The sequence below is a fragment of the Roseobacter ponti genome (assembly GCF_012932215.1).
Taxonomy (GTDB): domain Bacteria; phylum Pseudomonadota; class Alphaproteobacteria; order Rhodobacterales; family Rhodobacteraceae; genus Roseobacter; species Roseobacter ponti.
In genome coordinates this window covers 3380429-3401860 of sequence record NZ_CP048788.1, presented here as the reverse complement: position 1 = coordinate 3401860, position 21432 = coordinate 3380429, and the positions used below count along the sequence as shown (strand labels likewise).

At 56.6% G+C, this 21432-nt stretch carries 21 protein-coding genes, 1 tRNA gene and 2 pseudogenes; 8 read left to right on the top strand and 16 right to left on the bottom strand.

The genetic code is table 11. The features are described from left to right. Window positions 1-248: 248 nt before the first annotated feature. The 4 genes from G3256_RS16255 to G3256_RS16240 form a co-directional block, all read right to left on the bottom strand. On the bottom strand, window positions 249-1040 hold the full coding sequence (locus G3256_RS16255) for an ABC transporter permease (RefSeq protein WP_169641820.1): 792 nt from the start codon (window positions 1038-1040) through the stop codon (window positions 249-251). Beyond that, on the bottom strand, window positions 1037-1756 hold the full coding sequence (locus G3256_RS16250) for an ABC transporter ATP-binding protein (protein ID WP_169641819.1): 720 nt from the start codon (window positions 1754-1756) through the stop codon (window positions 1037-1039). Before G3256_RS16250 ends, G3256_RS16255 begins: the two co-directional genes overlap by 4 nt. 133 nt (window positions 1757-1889) lie before the next feature. After that, on the bottom strand, window positions 1890-2855 hold the full coding sequence (locus G3256_RS16245) for a PQQ-dependent catabolism-associated beta-propeller protein (RefSeq protein WP_169641818.1): 966 nt from the start codon (window positions 2853-2855) through the stop codon (window positions 1890-1892). Continuing rightward, complete coding sequence (locus G3256_RS16240) at window positions 2852-4030, bottom strand: ABC transporter substrate-binding protein (protein WP_246227654.1); 1179 nt, start codon at window positions 4028-4030, stop codon at window positions 2852-2854. Before G3256_RS16240 ends, G3256_RS16245 begins: the two co-directional genes overlap by 4 nt. Before the next feature lie 463 nt (window positions 4031-4493). Here G3256_RS16240 and G3256_RS16235 point away from each other — a divergent pair, with 463 nt between their 5' ends. Further along, window positions 4494-5756 (top strand): PQQ-dependent sugar dehydrogenase, encoded by a 1263-nt coding sequence (locus tag G3256_RS16235; protein WP_169641817.1) that lies wholly within the window; start codon window positions 4494-4496, stop codon window positions 5754-5756. Then, window positions 5756-6334 (top strand): c-type cytochrome, encoded by a 579-nt coding sequence (locus G3256_RS16230; RefSeq protein WP_169641816.1) that lies wholly within the window; start codon window positions 5756-5758, stop codon window positions 6332-6334. Before G3256_RS16235 ends, G3256_RS16230 begins: the two co-directional genes overlap by 1 nt. Window positions 6335-6404: 70 nt before the next feature. Here G3256_RS16230 and pqqE read toward each other — a convergent pair whose 3' ends face one another. From pqqE to pqqA, 5 genes are all read right to left on the bottom strand, one after another. Continuing rightward, a complete protein-coding gene (gene pqqE / locus G3256_RS16225) occupies window positions 6405-7484 on the bottom strand; it encodes a pyrroloquinoline quinone biosynthesis protein PqqE (protein ID WP_169641815.1) in 1080 nt (359 codons plus the stop codon). After that, window positions 7477-7755, bottom strand: a complete 279-nt coding sequence (gene pqqD, locus G3256_RS16220; RefSeq protein ID WP_169641814.1) for a pyrroloquinoline quinone biosynthesis peptide chaperone PqqD — start codon at window positions 7753-7755, stop codon at window positions 7477-7479. Before pqqD ends, pqqE begins: the two co-directional genes overlap by 8 nt. Continuing rightward, window positions 7752-8498 (bottom strand): pyrroloquinoline-quinone synthase PqqC, encoded by a 747-nt coding sequence (pqqC, locus tag G3256_RS16215; protein ID WP_169641813.1) that lies wholly within the window; start codon window positions 8496-8498, stop codon window positions 7752-7754. Before pqqC ends, pqqD begins: the two co-directional genes overlap by 4 nt. Beyond that, window positions 8495-9385, bottom strand: coding sequence for a pyrroloquinoline quinone biosynthesis protein PqqB (gene pqqB, locus G3256_RS16210; protein WP_169641812.1), 891 nt, complete (start codon window positions 9383-9385; stop codon window positions 8495-8497). Before pqqB ends, pqqC begins: the two co-directional genes overlap by 4 nt. Window positions 9386-10010: 625 nt before the next feature. Continuing rightward, window positions 10011-10115 carry a pyrroloquinoline quinone precursor peptide PqqA gene (pqqA, locus tag G3256_RS16205; RefSeq protein ID WP_169641811.1) on the bottom strand — a complete coding sequence of 35 codons (105 nt, stop codon included), beginning with the start codon at window positions 10113-10115 and terminating at the stop codon, window positions 10011-10013. 201 nt (window positions 10116-10316) lie between these two features. Here pqqA and G3256_RS19255 point away from each other — a divergent pair. Next, window positions 10317-10460, top strand: a pseudogene (locus G3256_RS19255) (IS6 family transposase); the annotation flags it as partial. A 265-nt stretch (window positions 10461-10725) separates the two neighbouring features. On the opposite strand, the gene G3256_RS16195 reads toward G3256_RS19255, so the two are convergent. Then, window positions 10726-11976 carry a M24 family metallopeptidase gene (locus G3256_RS16195; protein ID WP_169641810.1) on the bottom strand — a complete coding sequence of 417 codons (1251 nt, stop codon included), beginning with the start codon at window positions 11974-11976 and terminating at the stop codon, window positions 10726-10728. Next, window positions 11973-12758 carry a 2OG-Fe(II) oxygenase family protein gene (locus G3256_RS16190; RefSeq protein ID WP_169641809.1) on the bottom strand — a complete coding sequence of 262 codons (786 nt, stop codon included), beginning with the start codon at window positions 12756-12758 and terminating at the stop codon, window positions 11973-11975. Before G3256_RS16190 ends, G3256_RS16195 begins: the two co-directional genes overlap by 4 nt. 103 nt (window positions 12759-12861) lie before the next feature. Here G3256_RS16190 and G3256_RS16185 point away from each other — a divergent pair, with 103 nt between their 5' ends. Both G3256_RS16185 and G3256_RS16180 read left to right on the top strand, forming a co-directional pair. Further along, window positions 12862-13737 (top strand): LysR substrate-binding domain-containing protein, encoded by an 876-nt coding sequence (locus G3256_RS16185; protein ID WP_169641808.1) that lies wholly within the window; start codon window positions 12862-12864, stop codon window positions 13735-13737. Window positions 13738-14109: 372 nt separating this feature from the next. Then, on the top strand, window positions 14110-15252 hold the full coding sequence (locus G3256_RS16180; protein WP_343044395.1) for an amidase: 1143 nt from the start codon (window positions 14110-14112) through the stop codon (window positions 15250-15252). A gap of 276 nt (window positions 15253-15528) precedes the next feature. Here the strand turns inward: G3256_RS16180 and G3256_RS16175 are convergent, their stop codons facing one another. From G3256_RS16175 to G3256_RS16160, 4 genes are read right to left on the bottom strand one after another with little or no spacing between them, the layout of a single operon-like run. Beyond that, window positions 15529-16197, bottom strand: a complete 669-nt coding sequence (locus G3256_RS16175; protein ID WP_169641806.1) for an NAD(P)H-dependent oxidoreductase — start codon at window positions 16195-16197, stop codon at window positions 15529-15531. Further along, window positions 16194-17093 carry an MBL fold metallo-hydrolase gene (locus G3256_RS16170; RefSeq protein WP_169641805.1) on the bottom strand — a complete coding sequence of 300 codons (900 nt, stop codon included), beginning with the start codon at window positions 17091-17093 and terminating at the stop codon, window positions 16194-16196. The genes G3256_RS16175 and G3256_RS16170 overlap by 4 nt, the downstream gene beginning before the upstream one ends. A gap of 24 nt (window positions 17094-17117) precedes the next feature. Next, entirely contained in the window at window positions 17118-17858 is a 741-nt protein-coding gene (locus G3256_RS16165) for an SDR family oxidoreductase (RefSeq protein ID WP_169641804.1), read from the bottom strand. Between the two features lie 9 nt (window positions 17859-17867). Continuing rightward, complete coding sequence (locus G3256_RS16160) at window positions 17868-18239, bottom strand: DUF1330 domain-containing protein (RefSeq protein WP_169641803.1); 372 nt, start codon at window positions 18237-18239, stop codon at window positions 17868-17870. Window positions 18240-18334: 95 nt separating this feature from the next. Between G3256_RS16160 and G3256_RS16155 the strand changes: the two genes are divergently transcribed. Together G3256_RS16155 and G3256_RS16150 are read left to right on the top strand one after the other, a co-directional pair. Continuing rightward, window positions 18335-19243: a LysR family transcriptional regulator gene (locus tag G3256_RS16155; RefSeq protein ID WP_169641802.1), complete on the top strand. Its 909-nt coding sequence runs from the start codon at window positions 18335-18337 to the stop codon at window positions 19241-19243. 376 nt (window positions 19244-19619) lie between these two features. Further along, a pseudogene (locus tag G3256_RS16150) lies at window positions 19620-20936 on the top strand (IS3 family transposase). A gap of 161 nt (window positions 20937-21097) precedes the next feature. Here G3256_RS16150 and G3256_RS16145 read toward each other — a convergent pair. Beyond that, window positions 21098-21172: transfer RNA gene (locus tag G3256_RS16145), tRNA-Thr, on the bottom strand. A gap of 86 nt (window positions 21173-21258) precedes the next feature. On the opposite strand from G3256_RS16145, the gene G3256_RS16140 reads away from it, so the two are divergent. Beyond that, window positions 21259-21432 carry a hypothetical protein gene (locus G3256_RS16140; RefSeq protein ID WP_169641801.1) on the top strand — a complete coding sequence of 58 codons (174 nt, stop codon included), beginning with the start codon at window positions 21259-21261 and terminating at the stop codon, window positions 21430-21432.

The window sequence follows — 21432 nt, the reverse complement described above, 5'->3', positions numbered from 1 at the left end:
GCACGCGAAACGCATGTCTTCACATCAGCGCATTCATCACGCTCAGAACACGGGGGCCAGGTTGAGCTTTCAAACGAAAGCGTTCTGAGGCGGGCAGGGTCCACTTGCAGCCTTCCCGTGTCAAAAGGCGCACTCCCTGCTGCTTCAAGGCAGGTCGTGAGATTACCTGCCTTGTGGTGCTTTCAAAGAGGCGGGCGGAAAGCCTGGCTCCATGTAAACAGCAGCCTGAAGTCTACGCGTCTGCCGGCTCACCCCCGGCGTGCCATACCAGTGCGACCCGGGTTGTAGCTGTATATCGCGAGGGCCATGAACACGATGCTTGCCAGCAGCGTCCAGGCCAAAGCAGGCGCATTCAACTGACCGTATAAAGCAAACCGGATGAGTTCGACAGCATGTGTGAACGGATTGACCGAACAGATGGCGTATAAGATCTCTGAAGATTCCGCCATTTTCCAAAGCGGATAAAGAGCGGAGGACAAAAAGAACATCGGGAATATCACGAAGTTCATGATGCCGGCGAAGTTTTCAAGTTGTCGGACAATGCCCGAAAGCAGCAGCCCCAGAGAGCCCAGCATCAGCCCGGCCACGATCAGTGCAGGCAGGACCATGAGATACCCAAGCGGCGGGACAACAGTGCCGAACGCAGCCGTGATTGCCAGAAAAGCATAAACCTGAGCAACGGAGATGGCGGTGGCGCCTGCCAGCTTGCAGAAAAGCAGCCACCAGCGTGGCAGGGGTGACGTCAGCAAGAGCTTCATCGAACCCATTTCCCGATCGTAAACGAGGCTGAGAGATGACTGCATGCCGTTAAACAGCATGACCATCCCGCACAGTCCGGGCACGATATAGACCTCATAGGTGATATAGGTCTGATACGGAGGGATAATGCTCAGACCGAGTGCTGCACGGAAACCCGCGGCAAAGACCAGCAGCCACAGAAGGGGACGTATCAGTGCAGCGGCGAAACGCTCGCGTTGCTGGAGGAAGCGAAGCGCTTCACGGAAGACAATGGCCCGGAAGGACGTGAGGTAAGGGTTCATAAGGGTGTTGCTCCCGTCATCTGCAGGAACCGGTCCTGCAGGGACACTTCCCCGCAAATACTTTCCGCTGATCCGACGGCGCGTACCTTTGCCTGATGCAACACAACAATGTGGTCGTCGGAGCGAATTTCATCCGTCAGATGCGTCGCCCAGAGAACGGTTGTCCCCTCTTTGGCCAGGTCATGCACATAATCTGTAATACCCCTACGGGAGGCCGTATCCAGTCCGACGGTTGGTTCATCAAGCAGCAGAACATCCGGTTCCGGCAAAAGCGCACGAGCGATCTCTGCGCGACGCCGGTGGCCCCCGTTCAGGCTGCGCGCTTTCTCTCCGGCCCGCTCAAGCATGTTGAGTTGATCCAGACACAGATTGATGCGTTTGTCGGCCTTCGCGCCTGACAGCCCGTGAAGCGCTGCGAAGTATCTGAGGTTTTGTCGCACCGAAAGTTCGAGATCGAGAGTGGGTTTCTGGAACACAATACCGAGGTGAGACAGTGCCTGTCTCGGGTCGTTGTTCAGATTATAGCCCGCGATTTCAATCCTGCCGGATGACGTGCTGAAGAGCCTTGTGAGAAGATTGAAGAGGGTGGATTTTCCGGCACCGTTCGGACCCAGCAGTGCACAGAACGTCGCAGGCGGCACCTCAAAACTCACATCGTCAAGCGCCACACGCGATCCGTAAGAATAGCTGATCCCTGAAACGCTGAGCCCGCTCATTCCAATACTGCTCCGTTTTGCCTGAATTACCACAATCCGGACATATCAGATCAGCAGGCCGGGTATACGTTATGATCGCTAATTCAAAAGCCTGCGCAGGTACAGTGCCCGGCGGCGCTATTTGTTTTTGAGATCAGTCTTCCGGCAGCGCGCGCCATGCAGCACCCCATGGATATCGACCGACCTTTATCGATTTCAGAGCCACACGCGCGCGTACATCGATCACCGTCACGTCACCGGACACGCCGTTGGTCGTGAACAACAGGGACCCGTCACCGTTGAACGCCATATGCCAGACGCGTCTTCCCACAAGAATGTAGTCCTCAACCAGATAGCTCTCCGCATTGACGACGGCGATGTGGTTGGCGCGGCTGAGTGCCACGAAGACATGCGTGTCATCACGTGCAAACTCTAACCCCACGGGCATCATCAGATCAGAATGTACCGCCGGGATCTCAAAACTGATTTTAGCCTTTTCAGTTTGTGATGCTGCATCAAAGATCGTGACTGTGCCACCTATCTCTGAGCTGACCCACAATTCGGATCCGTCGCTGCTGAACCGGGCGTGACGGGGGCGGTTGTCGACAAGGCTGTTTGCAAAGATCTCTCCGGTCGTGGTGTCGATCCAGTGCACAATATTCGTGTTCTCCGAAGTTGTCACAGCGATTTTGCCATCCGGCGAAACGGCCATGCCTTCCGGTTCAATACCAACACTGATCCGGGCGATGATCTCGCGCGTGACTGTATCGACGACTGTCGTGGTCGCATCGTCCTCGTTCGCGATGTAAAGATGCTGATCGTCGGGGTGCAGAACGAACTGCCCCGGATCTTTACCCGAAGGCAGTTCGTGCAGAACCTCGCCCGTCAGGGGGTCCATGACCTGCACCACATTCCTGTCAGAGGCGCTGATATATAGTCTGGAGAAATCTTTGGAGAAACTTATTCCGCGCGGGCGTTCGCCGGTCGGATAGGTCCTTACAATGTCGAGAGTATCCGTCGAAATGACAGAAACTGTGTTGTCCTTTTCATTGGTGACCCAAACCTCTCCTGCAGTTGCGGCTGAAAAATACATAAAGAATGCTGCGGCGATACGGATCATCGGAACAGCGCACAGGTGCTTTCGGGGCGATCAAACCCCAGGGTATCAAGCGCGTTTGTCTGGTGCATGAAGCCTTCCAGTGGAACCGACGCCACCAGCCCGCGCGGGTGCGTCAGTGCGATGGGCTGGCGGAGTTGCCCGTTCCAGGTCCGAAACGTCAGTGGCCGCCCCTTGAAACCGGCAATCTCAAATGCGTCTGAAAGAATGTAATCGCGCAGCCCGAGCGGATCGGCTGAGCCTGTGCGGGACACGGCTTCGCCAATCACGCGCAAAGCGGCCCAGGCTGCATAGTCCCCGGATGTCATTCCACGGCCCGTCAGTTTTTCAAAACGCCTTTGCAGCTGTACCGCTCCCCAGTCTTCAATAACGGGGGACCAGGTGACCGGGGTCAGCCCTTCCGAGCCTGCAACGGGCCGCGCCTGCCACGTGTTGTACATGACATAGCGGCCAAAATCGTGCACTTCGTCAGCGACGATCAGCGTGTCGTAGTCACCGAAATCCTGAGTGAAGAGCGGCATTTCTGCCGCGGCACTGCGGCGCATACCGGCATTGAAATCCCAGGTTTTTTCAGCTTTCAGGGTCAGCCCGAATTTCTGAAGCGACCGTCGCACGGAAGCGGCATAGGACTGGTCTATTGCATGCTTGCCGGAGATCATGACAAAATCGGTGCGTCGTCTGCTCAGGAAAAACTGAGCCAGCGCATCGGTCCGCATAGCCGTGGACGGGATCGTATGCAGGAGGTTTGAACGGCAGGCGTCGTTTCGCAGACTGGGATCACCGGACGAGGTGTTAAACAGCAATGCTCCTTGAGCGGCGGGCAGATCAGCGATCGCCGTGAGTACCTCTGCCGGTGCATCCAGTACCAGCAGGCGTGTCGCGTCAAGAAGCTGTTCTGCGGCCTCGAGCGGGTCTTCACCCACGGGAACGGTCACCGTTTTCAGCCTGTAGACCTGGCCCAGAAAGACACCGGCTGTATTGAGCTCGGCCAGCGCGGTTTGTGCACCTGCGATGCCGGGGTCATCGGGGCTCCGGTCCAGAGTTGCGAGGACCGGGGGGCGCTGAGTCTGAACGCCTAAATAAGCAATTTCAATAATGTCGTTGGCAGCAGCCGCAGACGCGGCCCAGAGCGCAAGAAACGCCACCATAATCCTGGCCCTGAACCAGCTCTCAGCCATTTTCAACGTACCACCTTCGCAGTGCCGGATGCTTCGGAATTTTCGAAGTGACGGCCCCCCGTCTACCGGGCCTATGTTGGATCATGTTCCGGGAGAGTTCAAACAACCATCTGCCATGAAATGTGACCGATTTGTTTTCAGGCACATCGGCTGTATCGATCACCGGACACACTGGCTGGGCGCCCAATGAAAGTATCTGGCCTTCGATACTCTCATTTCTCCTATTCAGCGATGTTAAGCAGGCGCTTTAACGTCAGAATTGTATTGCACAACAGGACCTTCAGACCGGGACTGACCCCGCGACAAGGCGGTTTCGTGCAACGCCCGGTTGAGGCGGTTGACATATCGTCCCACCAAAAATGTTGACAACTTCAAGTGTTTACAGGGTACTGTGGGAGTCCGTGAACACAGCCCGCCAGAATGGCGGATTGTATTTACTGAACCAAACGGGAGGAAAGAACCTATGAATGGACGATTGATTGCGGGGCTTCTTGCGAGCACCGTTCTGGCAACCGCAGCCGTGGCCCAGGACAATATGGACAAGCTCGGCAACATGCAGAAAACCGATGCTGCGCATACGTTTATCGACCAGGAAGGCGAGCGCGCTGAAGCACTCAGAGCGATCATTCCGAACATCAATGTGCCTGATGGTTTTGAGGTGAGCCTTTATGCAGTCGTGCCCGATGCACGCTCCATGGCGGTGGCCCCGCAGGGCACTGTCGTCTTTGCCGGAACACGCAAGGACAAAGTCTGGTCGATTGTCGACCGCGACCGCAATCGCGTCGCCGACGAGGTAAAGGATTTTGCACCATCGGTTACCTTTGACATTCCGAATGGCCCCTGCTTTTCGCCCGATGGGTTTCTGTTCATCGCCGAACGCAACCGCGTTCTGAATTTCCCTGCTGCGGAGTTTTTCTTTGAAGGACCGGACCCTGCCGTTGCAGTCGTCGTGCCGCAGGGGGAACTGGTGCCCGCGGAGGAAGAGAGCTTCAACCACACGGCCCGGGTTTGCGATATCGGACCCGATGGCAAGATCTACATCTCACTCGGCCAGCCGCATAACGTGCAGCCGCTGGACAAGATCGAGATGTACGACGAAATCGGCATCGGTGGCATCATCCGCATGAACACTGACGGCTCGGGGCGTGAGGTCTTTACACGCGGTGTGCGGAACTCGGTCGGGCAGGACTTCAACCCTGAAACCGGTGAGCTCTGGTGGACGGACAACCAGGTTGACGGCATGGGTGACGACATTCCGCCGGGCGAGCTGAACCGGCAAACCGCCGCAGGGCAGCATTTCGGCTTCCCGTGGACAAACTCCAGGGTCGAGATCGTGTCTGAAAGCGATTTCCCGCGTCCTGAAGGTGTCGAATTCGTTGAGCCACAGCTGGAGCTGACGGCGCACGCGGCGGACCTTGGGATGAGCTTTTACAAGGGCTCAAGCTATCCTGACAACTACCAGGGCGGGATCTTCTGGGCGCAACACGGCTCATGGAACCGCACGACACCCGTCGGCGCCCGGGTGATGTACACTGCCCTCGATCCGGAAACCGGTGATGCCGTCGGAGCGGAGGTTTTCGCTGACGGTTGGCTGAATGAGGAAACCGGTGAGTACCGGGGACGTCCGATGGACATTGCGTTCCTTAAAGACGGCTCAATGCTCGTTTCCGATGATTTCGCCGGAGCCATCTGGCGCATCGCCTACAAACCGCAACCTGCTGAATAATGCGCAGAGCGGTAACTGTACTTCTCGGCGGGCTTATGCTCGCCGGGACACCCCCTGTGATTGCGGATGACGCAGATGCAGGTCGTAAGATCGCAAATATGTGCCGGACATGCCACGGGATTGACGGGTACGCTCAAATCCCCATCGCACCCCATATCGGTGGCGAACCTAAAGAATATCTTGAGAACCAGCTTATGGCCTTTAAGACCGGCACCCGGGAGCACGAGATGATGTCGGTCGTGACGGCTGGCTTGTCGGCGCAGCAGATCTCCGATGTTGCGGCCTGGTATGCAGCGCACAATGTCACTGCAACGCTGCCCGACGGCGTTTCTGACGAGGATGCGCCCCAGGCCTGCGTGTCGTGCCACGGCGCGAATGGCATTTCGCTGTTACCGGAAGCCCCGAACCTTGCGGGTGAGGTGAATATCTATATCGACACACAGCTGAAAGCGTATCGCCTCGGCAAGCGCAATCACGAGATCATGTCAGTCATTGCAGCAGACATGACGGACGATCAGATACGCGCGGTCGCCGACTGGTTCGCGCAGATCGAAGTTGAAATCACTCCGGTTCAGTGATCGACGCGAGACATGGCTGCGTCGCAGATTGTATGCGGCGCCGTTTGTGCGGTGATACCCTGCATCGTGTTTATAACCGCCGGTACACGAGCTCCGGCACGGTGTCGGGCTGAACTTCGCTGTCCAGCAATGCATCCAGAACGGCGCGACCTTCCGATTTCATGCATACCGGATCCGTTGCCCCAGGATCACCGAGCACGGCCATTGCCTGGCAGCGGCACCCTGCGAAATCCACATCCCGCCGCTCGCAGGACTGACAAAGCTCAGGCATCCAGCTCGTGCCGCGATACGCATTGAAGGCGTCACTGTCGTACCAGATCTCTTTTAGCGGCCTGTCCGTCACCCGCTGGAAACTGAGCCCCGGAATCGTCTCTGCCGCATGACAGGGCAGCACCGTGCCGTCCGGGGTGACATTAACACCCGTCGATCCCCATCCGTTCATGCATGCCTTGGGAAAATCCGAGTAATAGTCGGGCGGGACGAAGTCGATGACCATATCACCCTCAAGGCGGGTGCGCGCCTCGCGCACGGTTTTCTTCGCACTGTCGACCTGTTCCCGTGTCGGCTGCAAAGCCGAACGGTTTTTCAGTGCCCAGCCCTGGAACTGGACACAGGCAACCTCTACCCGTCGCGCCCTGAGACGCAGCGCCATCTCGAGCGTTGCCGGCAGATCATTCAGATTTTCGCGATGCATCACGGCATTCAGCGTCAGCGGAAAACCCATTTCAGCGATGTGTTCGGCCACATGCATCTTGCGGTCGAACCCGCCTTTGTATCCGCCGATACGGTCGGCGATTTTGGCTGTGACGCCCTGAACCGATAATTGGATGTGGTCGAGCCCCGCGTCCTGCAAAGCATTCAGCCGGCGACGCGTCAGCCCGATGCCGGAGGTGATCAGGTTAGTATAAAGCCCTGCCTGTTGTGCTGCGGCTGTCAGTTCGACGATATCCGTGCGCGAGGCGGGTTCCCCCCCGGAGAGGTGCAACTGCAACACGCCCAGATCGGAAGCCTGCGCAAAGACATAGGTCCATTCCGCAGTTGTCAGTTCACGATCCTTTTGCGTAAGTTCCTGCGGGTTAGAGCAGTAAGGACAGGAGAGCGGGCACCGGTGCGTGAGTTCGGCAAGCATTGCCAGCGGGGGATTAACCATGGGAACTGTCCACCAGCTTTTTGTTGCCTAAATCCGTCAGGAATTCTGCGACATCCTTTGAGATATCGTCCTTCGGGGCATTAAATATCTCTGCGAGCCTGCTTGATATCTGGTCGAGCGTCGAGATCCCGTCAACCTGATCCAGTATAGCGCAGCCGATCTCATCAAGCATCAGAACCCGCTCGGGCCCCAGCAGAACAGGCACCCCGCGCACTTTGTCAAAGTGCCGGCGGACGCCCCGCGGCAATACAGGCACACTCAGGGGTGTCATTGCAACAGACCCTCTCCGGGTTGCCAAGCGCCCGGCGGGATGCGCGCGGGCGAGACATAGGCCGAATAGAGTGCATCCAGCTGGGCCCAGAGCACCTCCGTCTTGAAGATCAGCGCGTTTGCGGCGGCGTCCTGATCGGCTTTTGTCACCGCATGATCGAGTACCCATTCCAGACCGAAGGCCACATCCTTTGGCGCTTCCGAAAGACGGTGCTGAAAGTAGGAAATCGTATCGGAATTGGCGAATTCATAGTGCTCCAGAAGCCCTGCAATCCGGTCTTTATGAATTTTGGGTGCAAAAAGTTCCGTGAGGGAGGAGGCAACCGCCGGCAGCATCGGCTCGTCCCGGACAAAACGCACGTATGCATCTACGGCGAAGCGTGTCGCGGGAAGCACGCCCCGGGCCGATGATACGTAATCGGGATCAAGCCCCACGCCTTCGGCCAGTCTGAGCCACCTGTGGATGCCGCCGGTTCCGTCTTCCGTGCCATCGTGGTCTTCGATGCGCCGCCGCCAGCTGCGTCGCAGTGCAGGGTCGGTCACGCGCGAGAGAAATGCCGCGTCCTTCATCGGAATTCGGGACTGATAATAGTACCGGTTGATGACCCAGGCGCGGACCTGATCGGGGGTGCAGCCCCCCGAGTGCAACAGATGGTGAAACGGGTGCTTGTCGTGGTAGCGTTCGTCGCCGATCTTATGAAGCCTGGCTTCGAATGATGTGCGGTCCGGTGTGAAACTGTTCAAAGTTCTATCTCCATTCCGTCATGCGCTATTTCCCAGCCTGCGTTTTCTACCTGCCTGCGCTCACGGCTGCCCGGCTGCAGGATCGGGTTCGTATTGTTGATGTGCACCAGGACCTTGCGGGCCGCAAGCGCATCCAGGCGGGCAAGGCTGCCGTCCTCGCCGCTCAGAGCAATATGACCCATGCGCGCGCCGGTCTTCCGACCGGTACCTGTTTTCGCCATGTCATCGTTTTCCCAGACGGTGCCGTCGAACATCAGAAGATCAACAGCATCCAGCCGCACCAGCAACCAGTCGGGCAGCGCGGCACACCCGGGGATGTAAGCCGCCCGCCTGCCGTTTGCTTCCAGCAGAAGCCCGATCGTCTGATCGCCGACCGCCTCCAGATCAAGCGCGGCTTCGTCTTCAAGAAACAACGCAACTTTGCCGGGCACGGAGAAAGGTGTGAGCCTGAGACCCGGGACCGGTTCAAACATGTCGTCCACCGACACGAGGGTGCGGTCGACAAGGTCCGGATCCAGCACATTGAAGACGGAATTTGTTGTCAGAATATCCATGCCGCTTCCGGTGGCGAAAACCGTGAATGGCGTTTTTTCGCGCAGAGTCAGCAAACCCGCGATGTGATCAATATCGCCGTTGGTGAGAACAACCGCTGCAACGGGAGTTCCGCGCAGGGAGGCCGGCCAGAGCGCTTTTGTGCGCTGCAACTGGGCTGCGATATCCGGTGACGCATTCAGAAGCACCCATCGATCCCCGTCGGGCGATACGGCAACCGAAGACTGCGTCATTGAGGCGATCTTACCGGCACGCGCGTCCTGACAGTTTGCGCAACCGCAATTCCACTGCGGCAAACCGCCGCCCGCTCCTGCGCCAAGTACTACCAGCTTCATTCCGGAACACCTCCCAGGACCGTGTCTGACCTGAGAGAGTGGCGGTCAGGCAGCACACAACGCACAGGCAATAGTTCAGTCGTCACAAAGGCCCTTCCATCTGCAGTCACACCGCAAAAGGAACGCTTCATTACACTCTGTTCAACATTTCTTAAATCGAATTGCTCTGCAATAGCATTGCGGAAGTGAAACTCTGTCTTGCCGCTGACTTCGCCCTGAACCCGCGGCGTCTATGCCTTGCAGAGATTGCAACTACAGTCCTGATTTTGTCTATGAGATGCGCTTTGTCGTCCCGCTCGGAACCACGAGATACCTCCCGGGGCGAGTGCTGACCAAGAGACTTGTTGTTCATTCTTTTGCGCCCGACACTGTCAGTCAGCAGGACCCGTGGATGGAACAAGGCAATCACCGTTGTCAGGGTGATGTCGTTTCTGACGTTGAGGTCTCCGGACCAGTATTTCAGGTGTAACCCGGGTGGTCAGATTTCCGCGCCTGCACAACCATTCGCTGGTATATGAAAAACGACCGCAGAAAGATCTGCGATCGTTTCAGCGGGCATCAGTCACATATCCCGCTTACCAGGATACAACATATTGACATGCCGTATCCGAAATCTCAGCTGTTATCAGAACAGGTCGCCACCGTTGCGTTCGTCGTCTTCGCCCGGGCCATACATATTGATTTCCATGCCGCACGAGATCTCAACCGCCGTAGGTTTCTTCCAAGCCATGTGTCTTTCTCCTAAAAAGAATTTCAACGTTCTGAAGCTTCGAAAAAAGGTTGCGCCTGTGGTTTTACGCCACTTCTCTGAAGCCTGCCGATTGAGCTTAGCACTATCTCCAGGTTTCTCAAGCGGGTTGTACGTGCTCGGTCTTGTCGTGTGTGGACGGCTCCTTTTTTGCAAGGGTTGATCTGAGCTGATGTTGATCGTCGCAGGTTCCGCAGTACGCGATGGTTACAGAAATTCGCCGCCGTTCATTCCTCCGTCTGCAATCATTTTAGCCAGGAGCGCCACCTCTATTCTGGAGACAGTCTAAAGCTTAACCGAACCGCTGCTCTTGTTGAGTGGCGCCAACCTGGCGCGCCACAAAGAACAGTCATATCATCCTTGCAGAGACGCGTTCGAATTGTTCTGACAACACGTCCCGCGACGGCTTTTCCCGATACCAAGGCGCGTGTCGTCCATCCCGCTCAAAGTATTGAAGCTCAAACACCCGAGACTCGGGCACGACCTGGCGCCAACTTCTACATCCGTATTTCGCCGGCAGTTGCTCCGGCTCCTCCTTTGCAATCCATCTGCTGGCTTCCTCAAGAGCCGTCAGTCCACGGCCACCTTCCCGTTAACCCAGTGGAAAGGTATCGAGACGCTCCGTTCCCGTCTCAGTCACCAGAACCTGCGTCTCCAACTTCACGCTTTCCGATCCCGCTTCGGCGATCAGGCTTTCCATGCAAACGACCATACCCGCTTCGAACCGGCCAGACATCGCGCCCGGTCCCCAATCGACATGCAGCGGGATCACAGGCCATTCATCGGCCATTCCAACGCCATGCGCCGCCAGCGAATAGCGATAAGGCACATGCGCCTGCGGGATCCGCCAGCTTTTTGCGTTGAACTCGGCAAAGCTCAGCCCGGGTTTCACAAGGTCGAGATTATGATGAATTTGCGCAACTGCGGTCTCATAGAGGCGCTGCTGCGTGGCGGTCATCGCGGTGTAGCCGCATGTCCAGGACCGCGACAGGTCAGCGCAATAACCGTAAGGCCCGATCATGTCCGTATCAAAGGAGATCAACTCACCCTCCTGACACACCCTGTCTGAACATTCCTGATACCACGGGTTCGTCCGGGGGCCGCAGGTCAGCAGCTTGGTTTCAAGCCAGTCACCGCCCGATCGCGCGTTTTCAAAATGCAGATGCGCCCAAAGCTCACGTTCGGTCACGCCGGGCACGGAATGGTCATAGATGCGCGCCATGCCAGCCTCGCACACACGGATTGTCCAGCGCATCAGTTCGATTTCATCCGGGGATTTTATGGACCGGGCAATTTCGGTGAACTGGCTGCCCTCGACATACGTGAGCCCAAGCGCTTCCAATGCGTGCACGCCGCTTCCGTCCAGCGCGTCACAGGCAATGCGCGTGTTGCCACCGCCATAGGTCTGGACAAGATCGGCGATTTCCCGCGCCCAGTCTTCCGTTGCGGCCTCGACCTTGTCGCCGGACGCCATAAACATCCACGTCCTGGCCAGGCGCAGCTCGTCAATGCCGGGCAGCCCCTCACTTTGCCGCAAACAGCCCTTGAACTCGAACATGATGGCCGGACCACCCGCAAGGATCAGCGCATAGCGCATCGGGTTGTGCAGGGTCCAGACCTGCATGTTCGAACAGTCGAACGCATAGCGAATATTGCAGGGATCATAAAGGAGGAGCGCCGCGCAACCGGACTGGTCCAACACCCGGCGCAGTCGACCAAGGCGATAGGCCCGGGCGCGCGCCAAAACCTCGTCCGACACGGGGCTAATCAGAGGTTTGTCTGCGCCCTCTGCATTCAGATAGGTGAGCTTGCGATCATCCTTGAAGGCCGATTGGTCTTTCATGATGCGCGCCCGTAAAAGCCGATCCGCTCATCGGCACTGAACTGCACGCCGGGCCGGTCGTAGTAGGAAAAAACAGCAATGATGCGGTCGGACGCGCCTTTGACCGGGGTCACGCGATGCGCCGTATTCTTGCCTTTGAAAATGTTCAGGGTGCCGGGTGTCACGCGCATCAGTGTGGGTGACCTGCGTCCCTGTAACAAATCCGCGACGCCCTCGTAATTGGGGTCGCTGTCGCTGCGCAGGTCTTTGTCATATTCGAAATCGCCTCCGGCCTCAGGCGCCTGCAACAACAGGGTTGTGGTGAACTCGGACCGGTCAAAATGCCAGTTCAGCGCCTCTCCCTCGGAATAGCTCATGACATTCACACGGGCCAGCGGGTCCGCCATGGCAAAGAGTTCAGTCTTGCCCATCACCGCTGCCAGAAAGCGCGCAAAAGGTGGCCATTCATACAGCCGGATCACAACTGCCTGATCCATCTGATCGGCACAAATTGTTTTGTTTGAGGTTTCAAACGTTTGTAAAGCAGGATGCGTATCCGGCAGCCCGTCAACCGACCGCTTGAAGTAGATGTTATGGCGACGCCGGTGAAGAAAGGCGTTCTTGGCCAGGATCGGTTTGAAGGCGGTGACTGCCTCGCGGAGCGCTGCCTGGCGAACAAAACCGGGCAGGTTGAACAATCCATCCTCGGCAAGCTTCGATTTGCACGCCTCGACCAAAGTCAGCCAGGCAGGGCTGCCTGGTTGATCCAAAGGGTAGCGGTTGAGATCTATCACATCACGCATGGCATTTTCCTATCGTTGCTGGCTGAAACCTAAGCGTTCAAAGCCTTTGCAGATACAGGGATTCTAATTATGCTTCATTAGAAATTCTTTCGAAGGACAGGGCATGCCAACGCATCTTCCCCTCAATGCACTGCGCGCGTTCGAAACGGCCGCCCGCACAGGCTCTTTTGCAAATGCCGCTCGCGAAATGGGCGTGAGCTCCGCGGCGATCAGCCAGCAGGTCAAGCTGCTGGAAGAATTCTGGGGCAAGACGCTTTTCATCCGGCAGGGAAACCGCATTTCCCTGACCGAAGCAGGCCAAAGCGCCTATCCGCAGATCGGTCAATCTATGGCGCAGCTCGGTGCGCTTTCGGATAAGATGCGGAGCGTCGATAAAAAGCGCCGCCTTGTGCTGAGCGCCCCGCAGTCCATCGTCGAAACGTGGCTGGCGCCGAAACTCTCTGCCATTCGGACCGGAGGACTTGAAAGCGCGCTTGATATCAGGGCCGAAAACGATCCCGTTGATTTTGTCCGTGACAAGATCGATCTGCGTGTTTTCTACGGACATGATCTTTATGGCGATCACAGGATCGTCCGTCTGTTTTCTGACAAGCTGATCGCAGTGACGTCTGCTGCATTCATTGATGAACACGGCAGCCGCATTGATCAGATCAAGGATAAATATCTGATCCACACCGACTGGGGGCATGACTTCGCGACATCGCCAAACTGGAATGCGGTGTTTGCAGGCGAGCGGATCGTTGACCGAAATGCAGGGATGTGCGTTGAAGCCAGCAGCATGGCCCGGAATTTTGCTGAAGAAGGCTTTGGCGTTGCATTGGTGCCTGAGCATATGGTGCGGGAGAGTTTGCTTGCCGGGCGTCTTTTAAAACTGAAGATGACAGCCATACCAATGACCCACGACTATCTGATCGCACACCCCAAAAGACTTGAGACGAGCCGCGCTGTTAAAGTCGTTATCGAAGCACTAAAAGCCTGACTTTCTGATTGAGTGAATGAACGCAGCGATAAGGTTCTTCTGAGTTCACGGTGTTACTGGATGGCGCATATGTCCGCTCAGGGCCCGGATATCAACGCAAGCAATTTGAAATCGTTGTTGGCTGTATTGAGTCCTACACTGCCAGAAAACGTCAGTTTGGATTGAGCCTGGCAGGTTGGGACACTCCGTCCAAAGGCTTGGAAACTAACTTGCATGCAGCTGGGTGGCGGGCTGGTACCCGGTGACAGTTTTGTCTGATGGCGATTGCGCGCTTCCCGAAATGGCGAGCCGCGTGACTGGCGCGGAGGTCGGACATGTCTTGGATTGGTGACACCGGCCGACCCGCATCCGGCATGTTGAAGCAACTTTTCAATCTCTGGCATCACATTTGAGCATCAACATCTGAGCGTCAAAAAGGTTCTGCAAACCGAGTTGTTGGTAAAAGCAGGCTTTTCACTGCTGGGTAAAACAAATGTGCCCGAGTTTGGCTTTAACGTTGTAACTGAGCCGGTTTCCACCGGACCGACACGGGACCCCAACGATCTGTCGCGGTCGCCCGGTGGGTCCAGCGGTGGCAGTGCTGCGGCCGTTGCAGCCGGTATCGTGCCTTTGGCGCATGCCGGTGATGGCGCGGGTTCCATTCGTATTCCGGCGGCCTTCTGCGGTCTGATCGGCCTCAAGCCAAGCCGTGGCCTGATGCCAATCGGACCAGCGCGCAGCGAGGTTTGGGAGGGCGCGGTCGTCCATCACGTAATAACGAAAACCGTTCGCGACAGCGCCGCAGTTCTGGATCATACGGCTGGTGCCTCTGTGGGTGATCTTTTTGCCAACTCATGCATACCTGAACGGGGCTTTCTCAAAAGCATTGATACGCCACCTGAAAAACTGCGCGTCGGCACGTATACGGCGCATCCGTTTGGTGGACATGTTGACGCTGAGAATGTTGCCGCGGTTGAATTGATGGCGCAGACTCTGGACAGGCTGGGGCATCACGTCGAACCATTGAACAAACCTCCTGATCTGGGCAAAATGGCCGCGTCCTTCGAAACAATGGCCAGCGTTCACTGCAAGGCTGACCTGGATCGCTTGTCGAACTCAACCCCCATGGCGGAAGCGTTCGAAGCGGGAACGCTCGAAATGATGCGGCGTGGCAGCGGGATATCTGCCGAAAATTACGTTTTCTCCATGCGAATTCTGCGGGAGGAAGTGCGCAGATATCTCAACTGGTTTGCAACATATGACGTGTTGCTGACACCTGTTTCAGCCATTCGCAGACCTCTGATCGGGGCTTCTCTGACCAGCCAGAATACTCTGACGGACCGATCATTTTTCCAACGGATCTTTCAGGAAGCGGCCCCTTTCAGCTTTGTCGCAAATGTGACCGGCCAACCTTCGCTGGCACTGCCTGCGCTCAGGTCTGACCCAGTTGCCAGTTCCGGCTCAATTCTGACTGCGATGCCGGGCAGGGATGATCTCTTGCTTGCAATGGCGCATCAGGTTGAGACGATCGCATGAAATGCCATCAGCTTTATAGTGGTGAAAACTGGCTGCAATGCACGCGCAACCATGCCCTAGCACAAGAATATGCGTCCAAAACATGTATCATCTGTGTTGCAATCACAGGCTCCTTACCGAGGAAATCTGACAATCCTCCGCGTCCGATCACGCGTATGTGCGCAACCCCGATGAGACACCAACGTCTGATCCCAAGAATTTTTCGGCCCTGAAAGAGCTAAGCCGAAACAGCCGCTTCCAAAAGGAGCAGATCAGAGAGAATGAGATGGCGCCGGGTTAATATCTCCCGATCTCGATCGGCGCTTCGTTCATGATACCAGTCAGTCTGTCGGCCCAGGCTTCCAGCGCATCCTCGCGTGCTTTTTCACCGACACGCGCTGCACCGCAAAGGACTTGAGGTGCCAGAACATCGTAACCGACAAACGACAGGATGCCGCGGTGTATCGGTCGCAGAATACCCATAAGGTCACCGTGCATACCATCAGCCTCATACACTTCCGCTGGCGCACCTGTGGTTAGAGACAAAAGAGCGCGACGCCCGCGAAACCGTCCGCCCTCGTATGGAGGGCTGCCGCCGTAAATGCGACCGGCTGCAAAGGTACGATCCACCCACCCTTTCATGATCGCAGGGAAGCCAAACCACCACAATGGAAATTGAAATATCACCAGATCAGCGGCTTCCAGACGGCTTATTTCCTGCTCAAGTTCATCCGAAAATCCGTTGTTGTGCGCTGCAAAACGCTCCTCTGCCTGGAGTTTCAGAAATTCCGGGTCCACTTCCCCTGTGAAATTTCCGCGGTCAGAAACCGCTTTGAACCCATCGCGATAAAGATCGGATACTGTCACAGTGTGACCCTGTGTCGAAAGCGTACGGTGAGCAACCGCAGTCATCGCGCCATTAAAGCTTTTGCTTTCAGGGTGCGCATGGACGATCAGTACATTCATTTCCGACCTGCCAGCTCAGCCGCCACCGCGCGCAGATTGAGAGGACCCAGCCCGTCAATGGGTGCTACAGGCAGTTGATTTGGGTGGCGTCTCTGAAATTCGGCCCAGGACTCCTCCACATCCTGGTCGGAGAATTCTCCGTCCGCGATGCGTTCGTTGACGATGTCTCGCATGTCCCTGAGCCACTTGCCCTGTGCGTCGATCAGATCAAACAGCGGGGCGGAGGCACCGTGCCCCGGATAGGCTATGGGGTTGGAGGCGTAATCCAGCCGCACTTCATCCAGACTGACCAGCCACTGCGAGGAGCGCTGTTCAAAAACGAAGCCGTGCATGTCGTTATCAACAAGGTCACCGACAAAAAGAGCATTCGATTCCGGGATGAAAAATACCGTCATCGCAATGGATTCCCCCGCGCCGATATCCTGGACCCTCAGCTCGATGTCCCCGTAGCGGAGGATGTCGCCATCCTTCACAAGTTCTGACGCAAAAGGCGTTTCCGCAGGAAAGGCATCACCGTTCACACGCCGCGCAAATGCCATGATGCCGAGCGAGTCACTGCGCAGCTCTTCATTCACTGACTGGATGGCCAGTATTTGTGCGTCAGGAAATTCGGCAGCAATCGAGGGGATGCCACCGATATGATCGGGATGCGGATGCGTGATCAGTACCGCGCGCAGGTTCTTCCCTGTCTCCTGCAAGGTTTGCGCCAGCTGCTCGCCAGCCCTGAGCGTACGCTGAGCATCAATGAGCACGATGTTTTCGCTGTCTTCGATGATCCAGGTGTTCACACTGCCGATGCCGGCTTCGTGGAATCTGGTGATTGTAACGGTATCCTGCGCCCAGGTTGATTGGGCAAACGCCGAGAGGATCAGCGTCAGTAAAAATTGACGTAGCATTTTGTGTTGCCTCCTGAGAGCTGTTTATGCGCGGACCAGATGACCACCGTCGACGTCGACAATCGCCCCCGTCATAAAATCGTTTGCCATGACCATAAGTGCGGCGCGCGCAATCTCTTCCGCGCGACCGATCCGACCCACAGGCAATGCACCACCGACCTGCGCATACATCTGCTCGCGTTGTTCGGCAGGCATGTGATCGTAGGCTTCGGTGGCGACCATGCCGGGGCTGATGCAATTCACCCGCACACGGCCCGCAAGCTCTTGTGCCAGGCCCTTCGTCAAAGTCTCGACTGTACTGTTTACGGCAGCAAGTCCGGTGGCACCAGCCGACGGTCGGCGGGACAGTGCGCCCGAGAAGAATGTGATCGACCCTGCGGGATTAATTCGGGTCAGTGTTTCGCGGGCAATGACGTAAGGACCGATGAACTTTGATTCAATCATTGCCTTAAGGTCTTCGGTGGGAAGGTCCTCAAACCTGCCATGTGCGGCCGCCGATGCGGTTATCACCAGATGATCGACCGGACCCAGTGATGTTGCCCAGGCCCTGATCGCTTGTTCGTCTGTCATGTCTACTGGCGCCACGTGAATGTTGCCGCCAATCTCCTGTGCAGCCGCCTCAAGTTTGTCCCGGTTGCGGCTTGCGATGGTGACGTCTCCACCTGTCGCGCTGGCATGAGCAGCAATGGACCGGCCCATGCCGGACCCGCCGCCGACGACAACAATGGCTTTCCCGTTTAGGTTGTTGGATGCTATCGCGTTCATCTGCGTCTCCTAGGACTGATCTAACGGGAAACCCGCTGAAAGGGTAATTGTCGCCTTCGTCACACCGTTCTGACGATACTCTTTCCAGGGGCGGTATTCGTCCGAGTTGTACCACTCCAGAAAACGCTCGCGGCTCGACCAGGCATGGATAGCGATAATGTCGCCAACCGGAAGATCACCCTCCACCGTTTCCTGATCACCGCCGATGTAGATGAGGCGACCACCGTATTGCGCAAGTGAAGGCGCATGTCCTTCGACGTAAGCCTGAAGCTTTTCGGGTTGCAAAATCTGGACCTGGATCGTCACCAGAATTCCGTCTGGTTCTATCAGACCCGCTGTGTAGACGTTTTTCTGGAGCGGAGAGCCGTCAGGTTTTGTCATGTCATCGCTTTCTAATGAATCTCATTTCAAGCACTTGATTACCGAAGCGGCTATCATTCTTGAAATTGATATTTAGTATGTTATAAATTTATCCTGTGAATATTCTCGCTTTCGATCTTAATCTTCTCAAGGCGTTTAGTGCGCTGTACCAGGAACAGCACGTCGGGCGCGCAGCAGAACGTATTGGTTTAGCACAACCTTCAATGAGTAACGCCCTGGCTCGGCTCAGACTTCATTTTGACGATGCTCTTTTCCAACGTGTTCCGGGAGGTATGTCGCCAACTGAAAGGGCTGAGGCACTTGCGCCGGATGTTGCAAGAGCTCTCGAAATCTTATCAGGAACGCTGCAAGCGACTGCGTTTGACGCGTACTCTGCTGAGGGGGAAATCGTTATCGCAGCATCCGATCTGGCGGTATTGCAGATCGCTCCGCGCCTTACAAATCATCTTGCACATACCGCACCAAACCTCACCCTCAGGTTCGCCCAACTGAACAAGCGGAAAATTATCGCGCAGTTGGACAACGGTGACATTACGCTCGCGATCGGCACATTCGGTCGATTGCCGGCGCGCATCCGACGGACGACGTATGGCACTGACAGCTTCGTCTGCATTGCACGCAAAAACCACCCCACGATAGGGCAGAGCCTTTCTCTTGAGAAATATCTTGAAACACCGCATGCATTGATGACGTTAAGTGCTGATAGACGCGGTATTGTTGACGACGCACTTAAGAAACTAGGCAAATCCCGACACATCGCAATGACAAGCGCCAATTTTCTGTTGATGCCGGAATTGATCTCACGAACAGACCTGCTGGCGACCGTGCCAGCATCACTTGGATCTGTCGCAGAACGCGCTGGCTGCCAGGTCTTACCGCCGCCGTTAGCGCTCCCGTCCTGGTCAATAGACCTGATAACAAGCCAGCGAACGGAAGCATCTGCACTTGGGGCTTTCGCGATTGCGGCAATAAAGAAGAGCTGTTTGAATCCAATTCAAAGGTAGCAGACTGGTGTGAGTATGGTGGAAACTAACGCGAACCTTCAGTTCCAATTACAGCTCGATTTCGGGGGATAGTTTGTCGCGCTGATGATACGGTCATAACCCGGGGGCGCACTACACGATACGAACCACTCCATTATTAAATCCGGAAAACCTGCCATTATCGCCTCACTGCATGATGCGCTATCCCTATTCAGTTTCTGGAGGCCGACGGGCTTTGTCTTAAACCTATCAGTCAACCAAACCTAATCGGATCATGATGAAACTATTGTCCACCAAAAAATGAGGCCCAAATTCAAAAGGAAACACCCCTGACCTGCCCCCGAAACTTCCCTCGTTCCGATATAGAGTTTGCTCAACCTTTCGAAGGAGCAAACAGATGCGAAAGAGCCGTTTCACCGAGGCGCAGCTCATCTGGATGATCAAGGAACAGGAAGCCGGGAATCCGACGTTCGGGGTTTGTCGCAAGCATGGCCTCAGCGAGGGCGCGTTCTACAAGTTCAAATCCAGATATGGTGGCATGGAGGTGTCTGATGCCGCCAGGCTGAGAAGGCTTGAGGACGAGAATGCCAGGCTCAAGCTCCTGCTGGCGGATACGATGCCGGATAATATTGTGCTGAAGGATCTGCTGGGAAAGAGCTGACGACGCCGAATGAGCGGCGAGAGGCAGCGCCCGGGGCGATGCGGGATCATGATATCTCGCAACGCCGGGCCTGCCGACTTGTCCACTGCCTGGCAGTGGTTTGCTTGCAAACCATAAGAGGGGGTGTCGATTCGAAGACGGTCTGGCGTGAACGCCCGTCCCGCCTGCCCCGGCAGTCGAAACGCAGTTTCGATGAGAGGGGGACAATCCGGAGATCAGAGAAGAGATGAAGGCCGTCGCTGCCAGGCGGCGCCGGTTCGGCTATCCCTTGGCCGACAGGCGATTGCATGCAATCGCCGAGAGGCGGCGGATCGGCGTGATGCCGGAGCGCAAAGGGATGATCATGAACCACAAGAAGCTGTATCGTCTGTACACGGATGAGAAGTTGGGCGTCAGGCGACGACGGGGCCGCAAACGGGCCCGTGGCTCGCGCTCACCGATGCCAGAAGCACTGAGACCGGGTGAACGATGGTCGCTGAACTTCCTGCCTGACACGTTGGGGGCCTCGCGCCGGTTCCGCATCCTGGCGGTGAACGACAATTGCTGCCGCGAGAACCTGTGCCTGATGGCTGACACCAGCATCTCCGGTGCCCGGGTGGCACGGGAACCGGACGCGCTTGTCCGGGTCTATGGCAGGCCCGCCAGCATTGTCAGAGAGTTGCCAATGTATGCGGCACTGGTTCGAGCGCCATTGGCGACGGAACAGAACTCCCTAGCCGGGCAGTCCTGAAATGGGCCAACGACAATGATGTCGAGTGGCATTACATCGACCCGGGTAAGCCGGAACAGAATGCCTTCATCGAGTCATTCAACGGCAGTTTGCGCGACGAACTGTTGAACGAGGAGATGTTCGACAGCCTGGATGACGCCCGCCGAAAACCGGCCCTCTGGAGGTACGACTACCACCACGTCAGGCCGCATTCGTCGCTCGGAAATCAAACGCCGGCCGAGGCGCGCCGGACGCTTGAGCAATTTGAGGGCTCCGCGCCCGGCGCGCTTGCCCAACCACACGACGAAGATTATGAAAACCAAACCCGCAAACTCTCGTTATGAATGAGGGAGCCTCCGGGGGCAGGTCACTGGCGATCGCATGAATTGCCTGGACTAGAGTCGCACAACCCGCCAACTCAGTTAGCTTTTGCGGCGCAAGTTACGCAGCCACAATCTGGTGCGCCGAGGTTGAGTACATGTTGGACTGGAAAGTCCGTATTTCATGGTGCTGCTGGAGAGAATTGAACTCTCGACCTCTCCCTTACCAAGGGAGTGCTCTACCTCTGAGCTACAGCAGCGCCGGTGTGGCGCGTGATTAGACGCAAATATTGGCACGTGCAAGCCTTATCTGGACCCTTCCTGCGCCCTGCGCTAGACAGGCGCTATGGCAGATAAATCACCCCGGAAAGGCCCGGCAAAGACAACCGGAACGCGCGAGGACCGGCTCAAAGCCGCTCTCAGGGCCAACCTGGCGCGGCGCAAGTCGCAGGTCCGCGAACGACAGGCCGCAGACGGGACAGGCAAACCGGCGACACCCGGGCAGAAAAAGGACGTCTGA